This window comes from Streptomyces sp. 4N509B (assembly GCF_052245655.1).
Taxonomy (GTDB): Bacteria; Actinomycetota; Actinomycetes; order Streptomycetales; family Streptomycetaceae; genus Streptomyces.
In genome coordinates this window covers 12,162-34,452 of record NZ_JBQQBZ010000042.1, presented here as the reverse complement: position 1 = coordinate 34,452, position 22,291 = coordinate 12,162, and the positions used below count along the sequence as shown (strand labels likewise).

The following is a 22,291-nucleotide window of genomic DNA, read 5'->3' as shown; positions in this document are numbered from 1 at the left end:
GGCTGAGCTGTCGCACCGTGCGGTGGTGTGGGGTCGGGACGGCGAGGAGTTGCTGGCCGGTCTGCGGTCGGTCGTGGACGGCGCGCCGGTGGGTGGTGTGGTCGAGGGTCGTCTGGCCGTGCTGTTCACGGGTCAGGGTGCGCAGCGGGCGCGGATGGGCGCTGGTTTGGCTGAGGCGTTCCCGGTGTTCGCTGAGGCGCTGGCGGAGGTGTGTGCGGGCTTCGATGGTCTGCTCCCGCGTCCGCTCGCGGAGGTGCTGACGGCTGAGCCGGGTAGTGAGACGGCCGCTTTGCTCGACCAGACGGTGTTCACGCAGGCTGGTCTGTTCGCGGTGGAGGTGGCTGCGTGGCGGCTGGCTGAGTCGTTCGGTGTCCGTCCTGACTTTGTCGCGGGTCATTCGATTGGTGAGATCGTGGCCGCGCATGTGGCGGGGGTCTTTGACCTGTCGGACGCCTGTCGTCTGGTGGCTGCGCGTGGGTCGTTGATGCAGGCGTTGCCGGCTGGTGGCGGGATGCTGTCGGTCCAGGCGAGCGCCGAGCAGGTGCGGGAGACGCTGGAAGCCGTTTCCGGTGTGGACGTCGCCGCTGTCAACGGCCCGGCCTCCGTCGTGGTGGCCGGTCCGGTGGAGGCGCTGGACGAGGTCGCGGAGCGCTTTACCGAGAACGGGGTGAAGACGCGTCGCCTGAGCGTGTCGCACGCGTTCCACTCTCATCTGATGGAGCCGATGCTGGCCGAGTTCGGTCAGGTCGCGGGCGAGATCACCTTCCACGCACCCCGCATTCCGTTGGTGTCGAACGTGACCGGTGAGGTCGTCGACATGGAGGTCACCGAGGCGGACTACTGGGTGCGCCATGTGCGGGAAGCCGTGCGGTTCGCCGACGGAGTGACCGCGCTGCGTCGTGCCGGGGTGACGACGTTCCTGGAACTCGGCCCCGACGCAACGCTGACCGCGATGGGTGCCGAGTGCCTCGACGCCGAGGACACCACGGCCGCGTTCGTTCCCTCCACCCGTCGGGACCGGGACGAGGTGGAGACCTTCACCGCCGCCCTGTCCCGCCTGTGGCAGCGCGGCGTTCACGTCGACTGGCGCGCCGCGTTCGCCGGCCGCGCCGTCCACCGGGTCGACCTGCCCACCTACGCCTTCCAGCACCGCCGCTACTGGCTGCGGGAGGAGGGCGGCGCGGCCAACGTCAGTTCCGCGGGCCTCGTCGCTGCCGGCCACCCGCTGCTCGGTGCCGCCGTCAACCTCGCGGCCGAGGGCGGTTTCATGCTGACGGGCCGCCTGTCCCTGCACACCCACCCGTGGCTGGCCGACCACGCCATTGGCGGCACGGCCGTCTTCCCCGGCACCGGCTTCGTCGAACTCGCCGTCCGCGCGGGCGACGAGGCGGGCTGCGCGCGGGTGAGCGAGCTGACGTTGCAGGCGCCGCTCCTCCTGCCCGAGAGCAGCGGCGTGCAGGTCCAGGTCGTCGTCGGTGCCGCCGACGACACCGGCCGGCGTGAGCTGCGCGTCTACTCCCGTCCGGAGCACGCCGCTCCCGAGGACCCGTGGGTCTGCCACGCCGAGGGCGCCCTCGAACCACAGGAGTCGGCTCCCGACTCCGCGTCGGACCTGACCGACTGGCCGCCCGTCGACGCCGAAGCCGTCGACGTGTCCGGCCTCTACGAGGCGGCTGCCGAGGCCGGGTACGGCTACGGCCCCGTGTTCCAGGGGCTGCGTGCCGCCTGGCGGCGCGGCGAGGAGATCTTCGCCGAGGTCGCGTTGCCGGAGGAGGAACAGTCGGGGGCGGCCCGCTACGGCATCCACCCCGCCCTCCTCGACGCCGTGCTCCACGCCCACGGCCTGGCGGCCGGTGAGGACGACGGCATGCGGCTGCCGTTCGCCTGGTCGGGTGTGTCGCTGGTGGCCTCGGGTGCGGCGGCCGTCCGGGCGCGGCTTGTTCCGGCCGGCGAGGACGCCGTCTCCCTCCACGTGGCGGACGCCGCCGGCCAGACGGTCGCGGTTGTCGAGTCGTTGATCGTGCGGCCCGCCTCCGCCGAGCAGGTGGCCGCTGCCGCCGGTTCGAGCGGCGGTAGCTCGCTCTTCCGCCTGGAGTGGACCCCGGCCGTGGGCAGCCCGGCCGGTGACGCGGTGGCTCCGCTCACGCACTGGGCGGTGCTGGGGGAGGACCGTCTCGGCCTCGGCGTTCGCGGCTACGCCGGGCTCGCCGACATCGCGGCGTCGCCGACCGACGGGTCTCCCGAGGCCGCCGATCCGTCCGAGGTGGGTGGCACGGCGACGGGCGCGACCGCGACCGCGGCCGATGCCGGTGTTCCGCCCGTCGTGGTGCTGGCCGTCGACGAGCCGGCGCCGGCCGGCGATGGCCAGGGCGACGCGTTGGTGGAGGCGGCGCACGCGGCCTCCGTGCGCGTGTGGGAGTTGGTGCGGGACTGGCTCGCGGACGAGCGGCTGGCCGCCTCCCGGCTGGTGCTGGTCACGCGGAACGCCGTGTCCGTTCGCCCCGACGGGGAGCACGTGAACCTGGCGCACGCGCCGGTCTGGGGCCTGGTGCGGTCCGCGCAGTCGGAGTACCCGGGCCGGCTGGTTCTCGTCGACCTCGAAACCTCTTCCGAGACGTCTGAAGCAGGAACAGAAGCGGGAGCCGGGACCGGGTCGCGGGCGGCGGTGGCCGCCGAGGCGCTGAGCGCAGCGCTCGCCACGGGCGAGGCGCAGGCCGCCGTGCGCGACGGTCAGACGCTCGTCCCGCGACTGGCTCGCGTGACCGGCGAAACGGCCCAGGCCGGCATGGACGACTCCGGCAGGGCGGGTGACGCTGGCGAGGCCAGTGAGACCAGCGCGGCCAGTGAGACCAGCAAGGCCAGTGAGGCCGGGACGGTCGTGCCGCAGGCGGGAGTGGACCCGAGCGGCACGGTGCTGATCACCGGTGGCACCGGGACGCTCGGCGCACTGCTGGCACGTCACCTGGTCACCACGCACGGCGTCCGTTCCCTCCTGCTGACCAGCCGGAAGGGCCCGGACGCCCCGGGCGCCGCCGTGTTGGTGGCGGAGCTGGAGCAGCACGGCGCCACCGTCCGGATCGCGGCCTGCGACGCCGCCGACCGCGAGGAACTGGCCCGCGCGCTCGACCTCGTGCCGCGAGACCGCCCGCTGACGGGTGTCGTGCACGCCGCGGGCGTGCTGGACGACGGCCTCGTCGCCTCGCTGAGCCCCGAGCGCTTCCGGCGCGTCCTGCGCCCGAAGATCGACGCCGCCGTCAACCTCCACGAACTGACGCGCGACGCCGAGCCGCGGCTCTTCGTCCTCTACTCCTCCGCCGCCGGCATCTTCGGCAACCCCGGCCAGGCGAACTACGCCGCCGCGAACACCTTCCTCGACGCGCTCGCCGCGCACCGTCGCAGCCTCGGCCTGCCCGGCCTGTCGCTCGCCTGGGGCCTGTGGGAGCAGGACAGCGGCATGACCGGTCAGCTCGACCGACAGAACCGTGCCCGCATGTCGCAGAGCGGCATGCTGCCGATCTCCTCCGACCAGGGCCTGGACCTCTTCGACACGGCCGTCGCCGGTACCTCGGTCGACGCGCTGCTCGTGGCGAACCCGCTGGACCTGGCGGCGCTCCAGGCCCAGGCCAACCGGGGGCCCGTCCCCGAGTTGCTGCGCGGCCTGGTCCGCGCCAGGACCCTCCGACGGGCGGCGGCCGGCCTCGGCGCCGGGCGCGCGGGCGAGTCGCCGCTGCGACGCCAGCTGGCCGGTCTCGAACGCGCCGAGCGCGACAAGCTCGTCCTCGACCTGGTGCGGCGCGAGGTCGCCGCCGTGCTCGGGCACGACAGCCCCCGGGCCGTTGACGTCGACCGCCAGTTCAAGGACCTCGGGTTCGACTCCCTGACCGCGTTGGAGCTGCGGAACCGACTCGACGCGGCGACCGGCCTCCGGCTGCCGGCCACGCTCGTCTTCGACCACCCCACCCCCGTGGTCCTCGCCGGATTCGTGCAGGGCGAGGTGCTGGGGCTGGCGGCGGAGACGCCGGGGCCGCTCCTCGCCGCCGGCGCCGCCGCCCTGGACGAGCCGATCGCGATCGTCGGCATGGCCTGCCGGTACCCGGGCGGGGTGACCTCGCCCGAGGAGCTGTGGCGGCTGGTGAGCACCGGTACCGACGCCATCGGTGGCTTCCCCGACGACCGCGGCTGGGACCTGGACGCGCTGTACGACCCGGACCCGGGCCACTACGGCACGACCTACGCCCGCGAAGGTGGCTTCCTGTACGACGCGGCGGAGTTCGACGCCGAGTTCTTCGGGGTGTCGCCGCGTGAGGCGCTGGCGATGGACCCGCAGCAGCGGCTGCTGCTGGAGGCGTCGTGGGAGGCGTTCGAGCGGGCCGGCATCACCGTCGAGTCGATGCGCGGCAGCCGCACCGGGGTCTTCACTGGCGCGATGTACTACGACTACGCCACCCGGCTGAACCGCGTGCCGGAGGAGGTCGAGGGCTTCCTCGGCGTCGGTGCCTCCGGAAGCGTGGTGTCGGGTCGCCTGGCGTACACGTTCGGGCTCGAAGGCCCGGCGGTGACGGTGGACACGGCGTGTTCGTCGTCGCTGGTGGCGTTGCACCTGGCGGCTCAGGCGCTGCGCAACGGCGAGTGCGACATGGCGCTGGCCGGCGGCGCGACGGTGATGCCCACGGCTGGGACGTTCGTGGAGTTCAGCCGGCAGCGCGGGCTGTCGGCGGACGGCCGGTGCAAGCCGTTCGCGTCGGCGGCCGACGGCACCGGCTGGGGCGAGGGTGTCGGCGTTCTGCTGGTGGAGCGTCTGTCGGATGCCCGGCGCAACGGGCACCGCGTGCTGGCGGTCGTGCGCGGCTCGGCAATCAACCAGGACGGTGCGAGCAATGGTCTGACGGCGCCGAACGGGCCGTCGCAGCAGCGTGTCATTCGTCAGGCGCTGGCCGCCGCCGGGCTCACGACGAACGACGTCGACGCGGTGGAGGCGCACGGGACGGGCACCACGTTGGGTGACCCGATCGAGGCGCAGGCGCTGCTGGCGACGTACGGGCAGGGACGGCCGGAGGACCGTCCTTTGTGGCTGGGGTCGATCAAGTCGAACATCGGTCACACGCAGGCGGCGGCGGGTGTGGCGGGTGTCATCAAGATGGTGATGGCGATGCGCGAGGGCGTGTTGCCGCAGAGCCTGCACATCGACGAGCCGTCGGAACACGTGGACTGGTCGTCCGGCGCCGTCGCGCTGCTGAGCGAGGCGCGGGAGTGGGCGGAGACGGGTGGTCGTCCGCGTCGGGCGGGTGTGTCGTCGTTCGGGATCAGTGGCACGAACGCGCACGTGATCCTGGAGCAGGCACCGGCGGACGACGGTGCGGTGCCGGGCGAGGTCGTGCTGTCCGGCGACCGGCTGCCGACGGTTCCGTGGGTTGTCTCGGCGTCCACGTCCAAGGCTCTGGCCGCGCAGGTGGAGACCCTGGCGGAGTCCGTGGAGGGGTTGGACGCGGCGGACGTGGGTTGGTCGCTGGTGTCGGGCCGGGCTGAGCTGTCGCACCGTGCGGTGGTGTGGGGCCGGGACGGCGAGGAACTGGTGGCTGGTCTGCGGTCCGTGGAGCTGGGTGCCGGTGTGGTGGACGGCGGCTTGGCTGTGCTGTTCACGGGTCAGGGTGCGCAGCGGGCGCGGATGGGCGCTGGGCTTGCGGCTGGGTTCCCGGTGTTTGCTGAGGCGCTTGCCGAGGTGTGTGCGGGCTTCGAAGGTCTGTTGCCGCGTCCGCTCGCGGAGGTGTTGGGCGCGGAGCCGGGCAGTGAGGCGGCCGCGTTGCTCGACCAGACCGTCTTCACGCAGGCTGGTCTGTTCGCAGTGGAGGTGGCTGCGTGGCGCTTGGCGGAGTCCTTCGGTATCCGTCCGGACTTCGTGGCCGGTCACTCGATTGGTGAGATCGTCGCCGCTCACGTGGCGGGGGTCTTCGATCTGGCGGACGCCTGTCGTCTCGTGGCCGCGCGTGGGTCGTTGATGCAAGCTTTGCCGGCCGGCGGCGGGATGCTGTCCGTCCAGACCACCCTCGACCAGGTCCGTGGCGTGCTCGACACGGTCGCGGATGTCGACATTGCGGCCGTCAACGGCCCGATATCGGTGGTCCTCGCCGGTCCGGTCGAGGCACTGGACGAGGTCGCCGACCGCTTCGGCCAGGACGGTGTGAAGACGCGTCGCCTGAGCGTCTCGCACGCGTTCCACTCTCATCTGATGGAGCCGATGCTGGCCGAGTTCGGTCAGGTCGCGGGTGAGATCACCTTCCACGCACCCCGCATTCCGTTGGTGTCGAACGTGACCGGTGAGCTGGCGGAGCTTGAGGTCACCGAGGCCGAGTACTGGGTGCGGCATGTGCGGGAGGCCGTGCGGTTCGCCGACGGTGTCACCGCACTTCGCCGCGCCGGGGTGACGACGTTCCTGGAACTCGGCCCCGACGCCACGCTGACCGCGATGGGTGCCGAGTGCCTCGACGCCGAGGACACCACGGCCGCGTTCGTTCCCTCCACCCGTCGCGACCACGACGAGGTGGAGACGTTCACCACCGCCCTCTCCCGCCTGTGGCAGCGCGGCGTCACGGTCGACTGGCGTACGGCCTTCGCCGGCCGCGCCGTTCACCGGGTGGACCTGCCCACCTACGCCTTCCAACGCCGGCACTACTGGCTTGAGGACGCGACCGGCGGCGCGGCCGACGTCAGTGGCGCCGGGCTGGCCGCCGCCGAGCACCCGTTGCTCGGCGCGGCCGTGCATCTCGCCGCCGAGGAAGGCGCCATGCTCACGGGTCGCCTGTCGCTGCGGACCCACCCGTGGCTGGCCGACCACGCCATCGGCGGCACGGTGATCCTGCCCGGCACCGGTTTCGTCGAGCTGGCCGTCCGCGCCGGTGACGAGGTCGGCTGCGGTCAGCTGCGCGAACTGATGCTTCAGGCGCCGCTGGTCCTGCCCGAACAGGGAGCCGTCCAGGTCCAGGTGGTCATCGGCGCCGCCGACGACACGGGTCAACGCGACGTGCGGGTGTACTCGCGCCCGGAGAGCGCCGACGCGGACCGGCCGTGGACCCTTCACGCCGAGGGTGTCCTCGCGCGGGAGGCCCCCGCCGCTGGCCACGGCACCGACCTGGCGACCTGGCCACCCCGGGACGCCGAGGCCGTCGACGTCTCCGGTTTCTATCCCGCCGTCGCCGACGCCGGCTACGGCTACGGTCCCGTCTTCCAGGGCCTGCGCGCCGCATGGCGGCGCGGCGACGAGGTGTTCGCCGAGGTCGCGCTGCCGGAGGCGGCCCAGGCCGAGGCCGCGCGCTACGGCCTCCACCCCGCCCTCCTCGACGCCGCCGTCCAGGCCAACGGCTTCGGCCCCATCGCCGCCGAGGGAGGTGGCGCGAAGCTGCCGTTCGCGTGGACCGGTGTGTCCCTCTTCGCCGCCGGCGCGACCTCCCTGCGGGTGCGGATCACCCCGAACGGCCAGGACGGCGTGGCGATCGAGGCCGCCGACAGCGCGGGACAGCCCGTCGCCCGGGTCGAGTCGCTGGTGCTCCGCGCGGTGGCGGCCGGTCAGCTCGGCGCCGAGGACGCGCCCGAGCGGGACGCGCTGTTCGGCGTCGACTGGACCAGCCTCCCGGTGGACGCCTCGGACCGGCAGGACGGCGAGGATGCCGTCGCGGGCTGGGCGCTGCTGGGCGAGGACCGCTACGGGCTGGGTTCCGGGTCTTCCCGAGGTGGGCTCTCCCGGCGGGTCGCCGACCTGTCCGAGCTCGCCGAGGACGTGCCGCCGGTCGTCGTGTACTGCCCGGCGGCGGCTGAGGACAGCCTGAACGAGCCGGCTCGGGCCGCCGAGTCCGCCGTGCTCGACGCGTTGGCGACGGTGCGGGAGTGGCTCGCGCGGGAGACCCTTGCCGAGGCGCGGTTGGTCGTGGTGACCCGTGGCGCCGTCGCCACGGCGACCGGCGAGGACGTCGAGGATCTGCACCTCGCCCCGGTGTGGGGCCTGGTGCGGACCGCCCAGTCGGAGAACCCCGGCCGCCTTCTGCTGGTGGACCTCGATCCCGCCGACGCACGGGCCGAGACCGAGGCTACCGAGGCAACCGAAACGAACGAGACGAACGAGACGGCCGAGGCCGCTGCCGGAGCGGATCTCACCGCCCCCGCCGCGCTCGCCGCCGCCGTCACCGTCGCGCTCGCCTCCGACGAGCAGCAGCTCGCGGTGCGCGGGGGCCGCGTCAGGGCGCCGCGACTGGTGCGCGCCGGTTCGACCGGCTCCGCCCTGCTGCCGCCGGTCCGTGAGCGGGCCTGGCGCCTGGACTCCACCGGCGCCGGCACGCTGGAGAGCCTGGCTCTGCTGCCCAGCGCCGAGGCGAGTGCCCCGCTGGAGCCGGGCCAGGTGCGGGTCGCGGTCCGCGCCGCGGGCCTGAACTTCCGCGACGTGCTGATCGGCCTCGGCATGTACCCCGGGGCCGCGAACCTCGGCGGCGAGGCCGCGGGCGTGGTCGTGGAGGTCGGCGACGAGGTGCGGGGCCTGGCTCCGGGCGACCGTGTGCTGGGCGTGCTGCCCGGGTCGTTCGGCCCGCTTGCGGTGACCGACCACCGGACCCTGACCCGCATGCCGGACAGCTGGTCGTTCGAGCAGGGCGCCGCTATCCCCATCGTGTACCTCACGGCCTACTACGGCCTGGTGGACCTCGCCGGTCTCCAGGCAGGGGAGTCGGTGCTGGTCCACGCCGCCGCCGGCGGTGTGGGCATGGCAGCCGTGCAGCTCGCACGGCACCTCGGCGCGACGGTCTACGCGACGGCGAGCCGGCCCAAGTGGGACGTGGTGCGCGGGCTCGGCGTCCCCGACGAGCGGATCGCGTCCTCGCGCGACCTCGACTTCCGCGACGCGTTCCTCGCCGCGACGGACGGCGCGGGCGTCGACGTGGTGCTGGACTCGTTGGCGCGGGAGTTCGTCGACGCGTCGCTGGAGCTGCTGCCGCGCGGCGGACATTTCGTCGAGATGGGCAAGACCGACATCCGGGACCCGGAGCAGGTCGCACAGGACCACCCCGGCGTCCGCTACCAGGCGTTCGACGTGCTCGACGCCGGCCCGCAGCGCCTCGGCGAGATGCTCACGGAGATCGTCCGCCTCTTCGAGGAGGGCGCGCTCCAGCCGCTGCCGGTCACCACGTGGGACGTGCGGCGGGCACCCGAGGCACTCCGGTACATGAGCCAGGCCCGGCACATCGGCAAGATCGTGCTGACCGTCCCGGCCGGCCTCGACCCGGAGGGCACGGTGCTGGTCACCGGCGGCACCGGGACACTCGGCGCCCTGCTGGCACGCCACCTCGTCGTCGAGCACGGCGTCCGGTCGCTGGTGCTGACCAGCCGCCGCGGCGGCGAGGCCGCGGGCGCGGCCGAGCTGGTGGCGGAGCTGGAGCAGCACGGCGCGACGGTGCGCGTCGCGGCCTGTGACGCCGCCGACCGCGAGCAGCTGGCCGCCGTGCTGGCCGCGATCCCCGCCGAGCACCCCCTGACGGGCGTGGTCCACGCGGCGGGCGTCCTCGACGACGGCATCATCGGCTCGCTGACCGAGGAGCAGGTCCACCGCGTGTGGCGGCCGAAGGTCGACGCCGCGGTCAACCTCCACGAGCTGACCCGCGACGCCGACCTGCGCATGTTCGTGCTGTACTCCTCGGCCGCCGGCGTCTTCGGCAGCCTCGGCCAGGCGAACTACGCCGCCGCGAACACCTTCCTCGACGCGCTCGCCGCGCACCGTCGCAGCCTGGGCCTGCCCGGCCTGTCGCTCGCCTGGGGCCTGTGGGAGGAAGCCAGCGGCATGACCGCGCACATGGCCGACCAGGACCGGGCGCGCGTCTCCCAGAGCGGCATGCCGACGCTCTCGTCCGAACTCGGCCTGACCCTCTTCGACGCGGCCAGCGCCGCCCACGACGCCCTCCTCGTCGCCAGCCCGATGGACATGGCCGCCGCCCAGGCCCAGGCCGACCAGGGAAGCGTGACGCCGCTCCTGCGCGGTCTGGTCCGCCCGGCGCGCACCCGGCGGACGGCGGCCGGAGGCGCCGCCGGCTCGGCCGAGTCCTCCTCGCTGCGGCGCCAGCTCACCGGCCTCAACGAGGCGGAGCGGACGCAGGCCGTGCTCGACCTGGTCCGCACCCACGTCGCCGCCGTGCTCGGCCACGCCGACGCGCTCGCCATCGACGCCGAACGCCGCTTCAAGGACCTCGGTTTCGACTCGCTGACGGCGGTCGAACTGCGCAACCGCCTCAACGCCGCGACCGGGCTGCGCCTGCCGGCCACGCTCGTCTTCGACCACCCGACCCCGGCCGCCCTGGCCGGCTTCGTCCTCGGGGAGGTCTGGGGTGCGGAGGGCCCGGAGGGCGCGAAGGAGTCCTCCGCGGTCACGGTCGGCATCGCGAGCAACGAACCCATCGCGATCGTGGGCATGTCCTGCCGCTTCCCCGGTGGCGTCGAGTCGCCGGAGGACCTGTGGCGCCTGGTGCGCGACGGGGTCGACGCGGTCGGCGACTTCCCCACCGACCGTGGCTGGGACGTCGACGCGCTCTACGACCCCCAGCTGCTGCGGCACGGCACCACCTACGCCCGCGAGGGCGCGTTCCTGCACGACGCCACCGAGTTCGACGCCGAGTTCTTCGGCATCTCGCCGCGCGAGGCCACGGCGATGGACCCGCAGCAGCGGCTCCTGCTGGAGGCGTCGTGGGAGGTGTTCGAGCAGGCCGGGATTCCCGCCGAGTCGCTGCGGGGGAGCCGGACCGGCGTGTTCGCCGGCGTCCTCGCCACCGGGTACGCGACCGGCCTGACCAGCATCCCGGAGCACATCGAAGGCTTCCTGGGCACGGGCACCATGGTCAGCCTCGCGTCGGGCCGCGTGTCGTACACCTTCGGTCTCGAAGGCCCGGCGGTGACGGTCGACACGGCGTGTTCGTCGTCGCTCGTGGCCCTCCACCTGGCGGCGCAGGCGCTGCGCAACGGCGAGTGCGACATGGCGCTCGCGGGCGGCGTGACGATGATGCCGACGCCCAACACCTTCGTGGAGTTCAGCCGGCAGCGCGGGCTCGCCTCGGACGGCCGGTGCAAGCCGTTCGCGTCGGCGGCCGACGGCACCGGCTGGGGCGAGGGCGTCGGCGTTCTGCTGGTGGAGCGTCTGTCGGACGCGCGGCGCAACGGGCACCGCGTGCTGGCGGTCGTGCGGGGCTCCGCGATGAACCAGGACGGTGCGTCGAATGGTTTGACGGCGCCGAACGGGCCGTCGCAGCAGCGCGTCATCCGGCAGGCGCTGGCCAACGGTGGCCTGTCCCCGACGGACGTGGACGCGGTGGAGGCCCACGGCACCGGGACGCGCCTCGGTGACCCGATCGAGGCGCAGGCGCTGCTGGCCACCTACGGCCAGGAGCGGTCGGAGGACCGGCCGTTGTGGCTGGGGTCGATCAAGTCGAACATCGGTCACACGCAGGCGGCGGCGGGTGTCGCGGGTGTCATCAAGATGGTGATGGCGATGCGCGAGGGCGTGTTGCCGCAGAGCCTGCACGTGGACGAGCCGTCGGAGCACGTGGACTGGTCGGCGGGCACGGTCGCGCTCTTGAGTGAGGCGCGGGAGTGGCCGGAGACGGGTGGTCGTCCGCGTCGGGCGGGTGTGTCGTCGTTCGGGATCAGTGGCACGAACGCGCACGTGGTCATCGAGGAGGCGCCGGCGGAGGAGACGGCATCCGGTCCTGTTGTCCTCGGTGGAGACCGGCTGCCGGTCGTTCCGTGGGTGGTTTCTGCCCGGAGTGGTGAGGCGTTGGCGGCGCAGGCCGGACGCCTGGCCGACGCGGCGGCCGACCTGGACGCGGCGGACGTGGGTTGGTCTCTGGTGTCGGGCCGGGCTGAGCTGTCGCACCGTGCCGTGGTGTGGGGCGGGGAGTCTGGCGAGCTGATCGCCGGGCTGCGGTCGGTCGCGGACGGCGCGCCGGTGGGTGGTGTGGTCGAGGGGCGTCTGGCTGTTGTGTTCACGGGTCAGGGTGCGCAGCGGGCGCGGATGGGCGCCGGGCTCGCTGAGGCGTTCCCGGTGTTCGCCGAGGCGCTTGCCGAGGTGTGTGCGGGCTTTGAGGGTCTGTTGCCGCGTCCGCTGGCTGAGGTGTTGGGCGCGGAGCCGGGCAGTGAGACGGCTGCTCTGCTCGACCGGACGGTGTTCACGCAGGCTGGTCTGTTCGCGGTGGAGGTGGCTGCGTGGCGGCTGGCGGAGTCGTTCGGTGTCCGTCCTGACTTTGTCGCGGGTCATTCGATTGGTGAGATCGTGGCCGCGCATGTGGCGGGGGTCTTTGACCTGGCGGACGCCTGTCGTCTCGTGGCCGCGCGTGGTTCGTTGATGCAGGCGCTGCCTGCGGGCGGTGGGATGCTGTCCGTTCAGGCCGCTGCTGATCAGGTGCGGGAGGTTCTCGACACGGTCGCGGATGTCGACATCGCGGCCGTCAACGGCCCGACGTCGGTGGTCGTCGCCGGTGCGGTGGAGGCGCTGGACGAGGTCGCCGACCGCTTCGGCCAGGACGGGGTGAAGACGCGTCGTCTGACGGTTTCGCACGCGTTCCACTCCCGTCTGATGGAGCCGATGCTGGCGGAGTTCGCTGAGGTGGTCGGCCGTGTCACGTTCCGGGCTCCGGCGATCGCCCTGGTGTCGAACGTGACGGGTGAGCTGGCGGAGCTTGAGGTCACCGAGGCGGAGTACTGGGTGCGGCATGTGCGGGAGGCCGTGCGGTTCGCCGACGGTGTCACCGCGCTGCGTCGTGCCGGGGTGACGACGTTCTTGGAGCTCGGCCCCGACGCAACGTTGACGGCGATGGGTGCCGAGTGCCTGGAGGACGGGGACACGACCGCCGCGTTCGTTCCCTCCACCCGTCGCGACCACGACGAGGTGGAGACCTTCACCACCGCCCTCTCCCGCCTCTGGGCCCGCGGCGTCCACGTCGACTGGCGTACGGCCTTCGCCGGCCGCGCCGTCCAGCGCGTCGACCTGCCCACCTACGCCTTCCAGCGCCAGCGCTACTGGCTTGAGAACGAGACGGCCGGCGACCCGGTCGGTCTCGGGCAGAGCGCTGCCGGCCACCCGCTGCTGGGCGCGACCGTCAGCCTCGCCGCCGAGGGCGGCGTCGTCCTCACGGGTCGCCTGTCGCTGCGGACCCACCCGTGGCTGGCCGACCACGCCATCGGTGGCTCCGTTCTCTTCCCGGGCACCGGCTTCGTCGAGCTGGCCGTCCGCGCCGGTGACGAGGTCGGCTGCGGGCACCTGCGCGAACTGATGCTTCAGGCACCGCTCGTCCTGCCCGAACGCGGGGGAGTACAGGTCCAGGCCGTGGTCGGTGCCGCCGACGACACCGGCCGGCGGGAGCTGCGCGTCTACTCCCGGCCCGAGCAGGCCAGTGACGAGGAGGCGTGGACCTGCCACGCCGAAGGCAGCCTGGAGCCGCGCACCGCGCCCTCGCTCGAAACGGACTTCGCGAACTGGCCACCCGCCGACGCCGAGGCGCTGGACGTCTCGGGGTTCTACGCGGGCGTCGAGGAGACCGGCTACGGCTACGGCCCCGTCTTCCAGGGTCTGCGGGCGGTGTGGCGGCGCGGCGAGGAGATCTTCGCCGAGGTCGCGCTGCCGGAGTCGGCGCAGGCCGAGGCCGCGCGCTACGGCCTCCACCCCGCCCTCCTCGACGCCGCCCTCCACGCCCACGGGCTCGGCTCCTTCCCTCGCGGCAACGCCAACGGCAACGGCAACGCCGACGGCAACGGTGACGGCACGCTGCGGCTGCCGTTCGCCTGGTCGGGCGTGTCACTGCTGGCGGTGGGAGCCACGTCGCTGCGCGTCCGTTGCGCGACGGTGGGCAAGGACTCCACGTCGATCGAACTGGCCGACGGCGCGGGACGGCCGGTGGCACGGGTCGAGTCGTTGGCGATGCGGGCGGTCACCACCGACCAGCTCGCGACCGACACGGCCGGGCTCGACTCGGTCTTCCGCGTCGACTGGACCCCGGCAGAAACGGCGGACGCCGCCGCCACACCCCCCACCTCGCAGTGGCTGGCCCTCGGCGGGGACCCGCTCGGTCTCGGCCTCCGCCCCTGCCCCGAACTCGACGAACTGCCCGAGGGCGAGGACAGGGAGGACAAGGACGAGGACGCCGGCTCCGGCGTGACGCTTCTCGCCGTGGGCGACACGGGCGAGACCGGCGAGGGCCTCGCCGCCTCCACCCACGAGATCGCGCTGCGCACCTGGCGGACGGTCCGCGACTGGCTGGCCGACGAGCGCATGACCGACTCCCGACTCGTCGTCGTCACGTGCGGCGCCGTGGCCACCCGGTCCGGGCAGGACGTGACCGACCTGGCCAGCGCCCCGACCTGGGGTCTGGTGCGCTCCGCCCAGTCCGAGAACCCCGGACGGCTCACGCTCGTCGACCTGGAACCGGGCACGGAGGGCGAGGACGCCCTCGCGGCCGTCGTCGCCGGCCTCGGCGTCGACGAGCCGCAGGTCGCGGTCCGCGGAGGCGAGGTGTTCGTGCCGCGGCTGGTGCGCGTGACCTCGGGCGGCGGGCTGGTCCCGCCGGCGAACGAGGCCGCGTGGCGCCTCGACGTCGGCACGGGCGCCGGCGCGGGAACGCTGGACGCGCTGGCGCTGGTCCCGGCCCCCGGGTCGGCCGCGCCGCTGGCCGCCGGCGAGGTGCGGGTCGCGGTCCGCGCCGCGGGCCTGAACTTCCGCGACGTGCTGATGGGCCTCGGCATGTATCCGGACACGGTGATGCTGGGCAGCGAGGCTGCCGGCGTCATCGTCGAGGTCGGCGAGGGCGTGACCAACGTCGCCGTCGGCGACCGCGTGATGGGCCTGGTGCACCGCGGCTTCGGTCCCCTGGCCGTGGTCGACGCGCGGCTCGTGGTGCCCATGCCGGAGGGCTGGTCGTTCGAGCAGGCGGCCTCCGTTCCGGTGGTCTTCCTGACGGCCTACTACGGGCTGGTGGACCTCGCGGGCCTTCAGGCGGGTGAGTCGGTGCTGATTCACGCGGCGGCCGGTGGTGTGGGCATGGCGGCGGTGCAGCTCGCCCAGCACCTGGGTGCCACCGTCTACGCGACGGCGAGTGAGCCGAAGCAGCGGGTGTTGGCGGAGCTGGGTGTGGAGCACGACCGGATCGCGTCCTCGCGTGATCTGGACTTCCGTGACGCGTTCCTGAACGCGACGGGTGGCGATGGTGTGGACGTGGTGCTGGACTCCCTGGCGCGGGAGTTCGTCGACGCCTCGCTGGAGCTGCTGCCGCGCGGCGGGCGGTTCCTGGAGATGGGCAAGACCGACATCCGCGACCCGGAACAGGTCGCCGAGGAGCACCCCGGCGTCCGCTACCGCGCCTTCGACATGCTGGAGGCCGGCCACGACCGCATCAACGAGATGCTGACCGAGATCGTCCGTCTCCTCGAACGAGATGAGGTCCGGCCGCTTCCGCTGCGGACGTGGGACGTGCGGCGGGCGCCGGAGGCGTTCCGTTTCATGAGCCAGGCCCGGCACGTGGGGAAGATCGTGCTGACGATCCCGGCGGGGTTGGACCCGGAGGGCACGGTGCTGGTCACCGGTGGCACCGGGACGCTCGGCGCCCTGCTGGCACGCCACCTCGTCGTCGAGCACGGCGTGCGGTCGCTCGTGCTGACCAGCCGCCGGGGCCCGGACGCCGAGGGCGCGGCCGAGCTGGCCGCGGAGCTGGAGGAGGCCGGCGCGCGGGTGCGGGTGGCGGCCTGTGACGCCGCCGACCGCGAACAACTGGCCGCCGTCCTGGCCGCCATCCCCGACGAGCACCCCCTGACCGGCGTGGTCCACGCCGCCGGCATCGCGGACGACGGCGTGATCGGCTCCCTCACCGAGGAGCAGGTCCGCCGCGTCCTGCGCCCGAAGATCGACGCCGCCGTCAACCTCCACGAGCTGACCCGCGACGCCGACCTGCGCATGTTCGCCCTGTACTCCTCCAGCGCCGGCATCCTCGGCAACCCGGGACAGGCGAACTACGCCGCCGCGAACACCTTCCTCGACGCGCTGGCCGCCCACCGCCGCAGCCTCGGCCTGCCCGCCGCGTCCCTGGCCTGGGGCCTGTGGGAGGAAACGAGCGACGTCTCCGGCAACCTATCGGCCGCCGACCTGGCGCGCATGGCCCGAGGCGGCCTCCTGCCCCTCTCGGCAGCGCACGGGCTGACGCTGTTCGACCTCACGCAACGGCTCGACGAGGCGATCACCGTCCCGATGCGCCTGGACCTGGCGGCGATGCGCAAGCACGCACAGACGGCCGGCGCCGAGCAGGCGGTGCACCCACTGTTCCGCAGCCTGGTGCGTGTGGTCGGCCGCCGTGCGGCCGACGGCGGCGCGGCGTTGGCGGGCGGCGGCTCCTCGCTCGCCGCCCGGCTGGCGGGCCTTGCCGCCGCCGACCGCGAGAAGCTGGTGTCGGAACTCGTGCGCACCCACGTCGCGGCCGTCCTCGGCCACTCGAACGCCCAGGCGGTCAACGCCGAACGGCAGTTCAAGGACCTCGGCTTCGACTCGTTGACCGCCGTCGAGCTGCGGAACCGTCTGAACGCCGCGACCGGCATGAGCCTGCCGGCCACGCTCGTCTTCGACTACCCGACGCCCGCCGCGCTCGCCGCGTACCTGCTGAGCGAGCTCGGCGGCGACGCCGCCACGGGCGCCACACACGCCTCCGGGACGGCGACCGCCGTCGGCGCCGCCGCCCTGGACGAGCCGATCGCGATCGTCGGCATGGCCTGCCGTTTCCCCGGCGGGATGGACTCGCCCGAGGCGATGTGGCGCCTGCTCAACGACGGGGTCGACGCCATGGGAGGCTTCCCCGACGACCGCGGCTGGGACCTGGAGAGGCTGTACAACCCCGACCCCGACGCGTCCGGCGCCTCCTACGTCCAGGAGGGCGGCTTCGTCTACGCCGCCTCCGAGTTCGACGCCGAGTTCTTCGGCATCTCGCCGCGTGAGGCGCTGGCGATGGACCCGCAGCAGCGAATGCTGCTCGAAGTCGTGTGGGAGTCCCTGGAACGCGCCGGCATCGACCCGGGCACGCTGCGCGGCCGGCCGGTCGGCACCTTCGTCGGCGGTGTCCAGTCGGACTACGGCACCGGAATCCAGCGCATCTCCGACAGCGCCGAGGGATACGCGCTGACGGGCACGACGACCAGCGTCATCTCCGGTCGCGTCGCCTACGTCCTCGGTCTCGAGGGTCCGGCGGTGACGGTGGACACGGCGTGTTCGTCGTCGCTCGTCGCCCTCCACCTGGCGGCGCAGGCGCTGCGCAACGGCGAGTGCGAGATGGCGCTCGCGGGCGGCATCACCGTCATGGCGACGCCGGGCGCGTTCGTGGAGTTCAGCCGGCAGCGCGGGCTCGCGGCCGACGGGCGGTGCAAGCCGTTCGCCTCGGCGGCCGACGGCACCGGCTGGGGCGAGGGCGTCGGCGTCCTCGTCGTCGAGCGGCTGTCGGACGCCCGGCGCAACGGGCACCAGGTGCTCGCGGTGGTGCGCGGCTCGGCGACGAACCAGGACGGTGCGTCGAATGGTTTGACGGCGCCGAACGGGCCGTCGCAGCAGCGCGTCATCCGGCAGGCGCTGGCCAACGCTGGCCTGTCCCCGGCTGACGTGGACGCGGTGGAGGCCCACGGCACCGGCACCCGCCTCGGCGACCCGATCGAGGCGCAGGCGCTGATCGCGACCTACGGCCAGGAGCGGCCGGAGGGCCAGCCACTGTGGCTGGGGTCGATCAAGTCGAACATCGGCCACACACAGGCGGCGGCCGGCGCCGCCGGGCTGATCAAGATGGTCATGGCGCTGCGGGCGGGCGTGCTGCCGCCGACGCTGCACGTGGACGAGCCGACCTCGCAGGTCGACTGGTCGGCGGGCACGGTCGCGCTGCTGACGGAGGCGCGGGAGTGGGCGGAGACGGCTGGCCGTCCGCGTCGGGCGGGTGTGTCGTCGTTCGGTATCAGCGGCACGAACGCGCACGTGATCCTGGAGCAGGCACCGGTTGAGGACGGTGCGGTGCCGGGCGAGGTCGTGCTGCCCGGTGACCGGCTGCCGACCGTTCCGTGGGTCGTCTCCGCCCGGAGCGGGGAAGCGTTGGCGGCGCAGGCCGGGCGACTCGCGGACGCTGCGGGCGAGTTGGACGCGGCGGACGTGGGTTGGTCGTTGGTGTCGGGCCGGGCTGAGCTGTCGCACCGTGCGGTGGTGTGGGGCCGGGACGGCGAGGAGCTGGTCGCTGGTCTGCGGTCCCTGGCCGAGGGCCGTGACGACCTGGGTGCCGGTGTGGTGGACGGCGGCTTGGCTGTGCTGTTCACGGGTCAGGGTGCGCAGCGTGCGCGGATGGGCGCTGGGCTTGCGGCTGGGTTCCCGGTGTTCGCTGAGGCGCTGGCGGAGGTGTGTGCGGGCTTTGAAGGTCTGTTGCCGCGTCCGCTGGCTGAGGTGTTGGGCGCGGAGCCGGGTAGTGAGACGGCCGCGTTGCTGGATCAGACGGTGTACACGCAGGCTGGTCTGTTCGCGGTGGAGGTGGCTGCGTGGCGGCTGGCGGAGTCCTTCGGTATCCGTCCGGACTTCGTCGCCGGTCACTCGATTGGTGAGATCGTCGCCGCTCACGTGGCGGGCGTCTTCGATCTGGCGGACGCGTGCCGACTCGTCGCCGCGCGTGGTTCGTTGATGCAAGCTTTGCCGGCCGGCGGCGGGATGCTGTCCGTCCAGGCCACCCTCGACCAGGTCCGTGGCGTGCTCGACACGGTCGCGGATGTCGACATTGCGGCCGTCAATGGCCCGACGTCGGTGGTCCTCGCCGGTCCGGTGAAGGCGCTGGACGAGGTCGCCGAGCGGTTCACTCAAGACGGAGTGAAGACGCGTCGCCTGAGCGTCTCGCACGCGTTCCACTCGCGTCTGATGGAGCCGATGCTGGCCGAGTTCGGTCAGGTCGCGGGTGAGATCACCTACCGCGCGCCCCGCATCCCGTTGGTGTCGAACGTGACCGGTGAGGTCGTCGACATGGAGGTCACCGAGGCCGAGTACTGGGTGCGGCATGTGCGGGAAGCCGTGCGGTTCGCCGATGGTGTCACCGCGCTGCGTCGTGCCGGGGTGACGACGTTCCTGGAACTCGGCCCCGACGCAACGCTGACCGCGATGGGTGCCGAGTGCCTCGACGCCGAGGACAACACGGCCGCGTTCGTTCCCTCCACCCGTCGGGACCGGGACGAGGTGGAGACCTTCACCGCCGCCCTGTCCCGCCTGTGGCAGCGCGGCGTCACGGTCGACTGGCGTACGGCCTTCGCCGGCCGCGCTGTCCAGCGCGTCGACCTGCCCACCTACGCCTTCCAACGCCGCCGCTACTGGCTGGAAGGTGACCTCGGCGGCGACGCGGCCGGCCTGGGGCTGGAGGCCGCTGGTCACCCGCTGCTCGGCGCGGCCGTGAGCCTCGCCGCCGAGGGCGGCGTCGTCCTCACGGGCCGACTGTCGCTGCGGAACCACCCGTGGCTGGCGGATCACGCCATCGGCGGCACGGTCCTCTTCCCGGGTACCGGTTTCGTCGAGCTCGCCGTTCGTGCGGGCGACGAGGTCGGCTGCGGGCACGTGCGGGAGCTGACGTTGCAGGCGCCGCTCGTCCTGCCCGAGCGCGGGGGAGTGCAGGTCCAGGTCGTCGTCGGCTCGCCCGACGACACCGGGCAGCGCGAGCTGCGGATCTACTCCCGCCCGGAGCAGGCGGCCGACGACGAACCGTGGGTCTGCCACGCCGAAGGCGCGCTCGAACGGGAGCAGTCACCGGACGGCGTGACCTCCGGGGCCTCCGTCACCACCGAGTTCGACCTCGCGACCTGGCCACCGGCCGACGCCGAGGCGCTGGACCCGTCGGGGCTCTACGAGGGCTTCGCCGACGCCGGCTACGCGTACGGCCCCGTCTTCCAGGGCCTGCGGGCGGCCTGGCGGAGCGGCGACGAGATCTTCGCCGAGATCGCGCTACCCGTGGACGAGCACGGCCGGGCGGCTCGTTACGGCATGCACCCCGCCCTCCTCGACGCGGTCCTGCACGCCAACGCGCTCGCGCTGGCCGCCGGCCGCGACAACGACGGCGACCGTGGCGAGGGAGGGATGCGCCTGCCGTTCGCGTGGACGGGCGTGACCCTGCTCGCCTCCGGCGCCACCACCCTTCGCGCACGCGTCACCCCCACGGGTACGAACGAGTTCGCGCTCCAGCTGGCCGACGCGACGGGCCGCCCGGTCGCGGCCGTGGAGTCGTTGCTGCTGCGCACGGTGACGAGCGACCAGCTCGCCGCCGTGGCCACGCCCGGCCAGGACGCGCTCTTCCGGCTGGAATGGATACCCCTGAAGGGTGGTGAGGCGACCCCAGTCCGTGACTGGGGTGTCCTCGGATCCGATCCGGGTGCGAGCATCGTCGGCGACGAAGCCGGCGTCACGGTGTACGACGACCTGTCTTCCCTCGTCACAGCCCTTGATGCAGGCCAGGATGCCCCCGGCACGCTCGTGCTTCCCTGCCTCCCCGCTGCGGGGAGTGAGCCTCTGAACATAGGGGTGGGGGATGCCGTAACTGGGGTGTTGACGATCTTGCGGGCGTGCTTGGTTGATGAACGGTTGGCCACGGCACGACTGGTCGTGGTCACCCGCGGTGCGGTTACTGGATTTGGGCACGATGTAGGGGATCTGATGCACACGCCGGTATGGGGGTTGGTGCGTTCCGCGCAGTCGGAGAACCCCGGCCGGTTCCTGCTCGTCGACCTCGACCCCGACGTCTCCGCCGGTGCGGGCGAGGGGGAGGGCGTCGCGCTTCCGGACGTCGTCGAGCTCGCCGCCTCGGCGGGCGAGTCCCAGCTGATGGTCCGCGGCGGCCAGGTCCTCGCGCCACGGCTGACCCGCGCGACCTCCGGCGGACCTCTCCCACTCGCCGTTCCCGACGGGCTCGACCCCGACGGCACCGTGCTGATCACCGGTGGCGTGGGCGCGCTCGGGTCGTTGCTGGCGCGGCACCTGGTGACCACACACGGGGTCCGCTCCCTGGTGCTGACCAGCCGTCAGGGGCCGGACACGCCGGGCGCGGCCGGGCTGGCGGGGGAGCTGGAGCAGCACGGCGCGACGGTGCGCGTCGCGGCCTGTGACGCCGCCGACCGCGAGCAGCTGGCCGCCGTGCTGGCCGCGATCCCCGCCGACCGCCCTCTGACGGGCGTGGTCCACGCGGCGGGCGTCCTCGACGACGCGCTGATCGGCTCGCTGACCGAGGAGCAGGTCCGGGCGGTCCTGCGGCCGAAGGTCGACGCGGCGGTCAACCTGCACGAGCTGACCCGCGACGCCGACCTGCGCATGTTCGTGCTGTACTCCTCGGTCGCCGGCGTACTCGGCAGCCCGGGACAGGGCAACTACGCCGCCGCGAACACCTTCCTCGACGCGCTGGCCGCGCACCGCCGCGGCCTCGGCCTGCCGGGCGTCTCCCTGGCCTGGGGTCTGTGGGAGGAGACCGGCGAGGCCGGGGGCGGCATGTCCCGCGTCGCGGGCGATCGCGGACGCGGTCGCATGGCCGGCAGCGGCATGCTGCCTTTGCCCGCGGCCCAGGGGCTGGCCCTCTTCGACGAGGCGTGGAACGCCGACGAACCGCTGCTGGTGGGTGTCCCGCTGGACGCGGCGGCGCTCCGACAGCAGGCGGAGCGGGGCATGCTGCCGGGCGTTCTGCGCGGCCTGGCGCCCCGGGTCAGGACCCGCAGGGCGGCCGTCGCGGACGGCGCGGGCGCGGCGGACCCGGCCGCGTTGAAGCGCCGCCTCGCGGAGCTCGGCGAGGCGGAACGGAACCGGCTGGCCACGGACCTGGTGCGGGCGGAGGTGGCGGCGGTACTCGGCCACGCCGAGGCACACGCCGTGGACGTCGAGCGGCAGTTCAAGGACCTCGGCTTCGACTCCCTCACCGCCGTCGACCTGCGGAACAGGCTCAACGCCGCGACCGGCCTGCGTCTGGCCGCGAGCCTCGTCTTCGACCACCCGACCCCGGCCGGACTCGCCCGCGAGATCCTCGCCCAGCTCGCACCTCGGGGCGCCGAGCCCGCCGAGGACGCGCAGGAGACCGAGATCCGCCAGCTGCTGGCCTCGATCCCGCTCGCCCAACTCCGCGCGGCCGGGCTCATGGAGGCACTGATGCACCTGGCGCGGCCGGAAGAGGAGAAGGCCCCGTCGTCTCAGGCCGATCCGGAGCTCGGCATCGCCGACATGGGGGTCGACGACCTCGTGCGCATGGCACTCGGCGACTCCGACTCCTGA

At 73.4% G+C, this 22,291-nt stretch carries 1 protein-coding gene (running past one end of the window); it reads left to right on the top strand.

All coding sequences use genetic code 11. From position 1 onward, the window contains the following. Positions 1–22,291 carry the 3' portion of an SDR family NAD(P)-dependent oxidoreductase gene (locus tag ACTWP5_RS27800; protein WP_443223899.1) on the top strand. The gene continues 6,890 nt to the left of window position 1, outside the view, so only the last 22,291 of its 29,181 coding nucleotides appear in the window; its start codon lies beyond the left edge, outside the window; it ends in the stop codon at positions 22,289–22,291.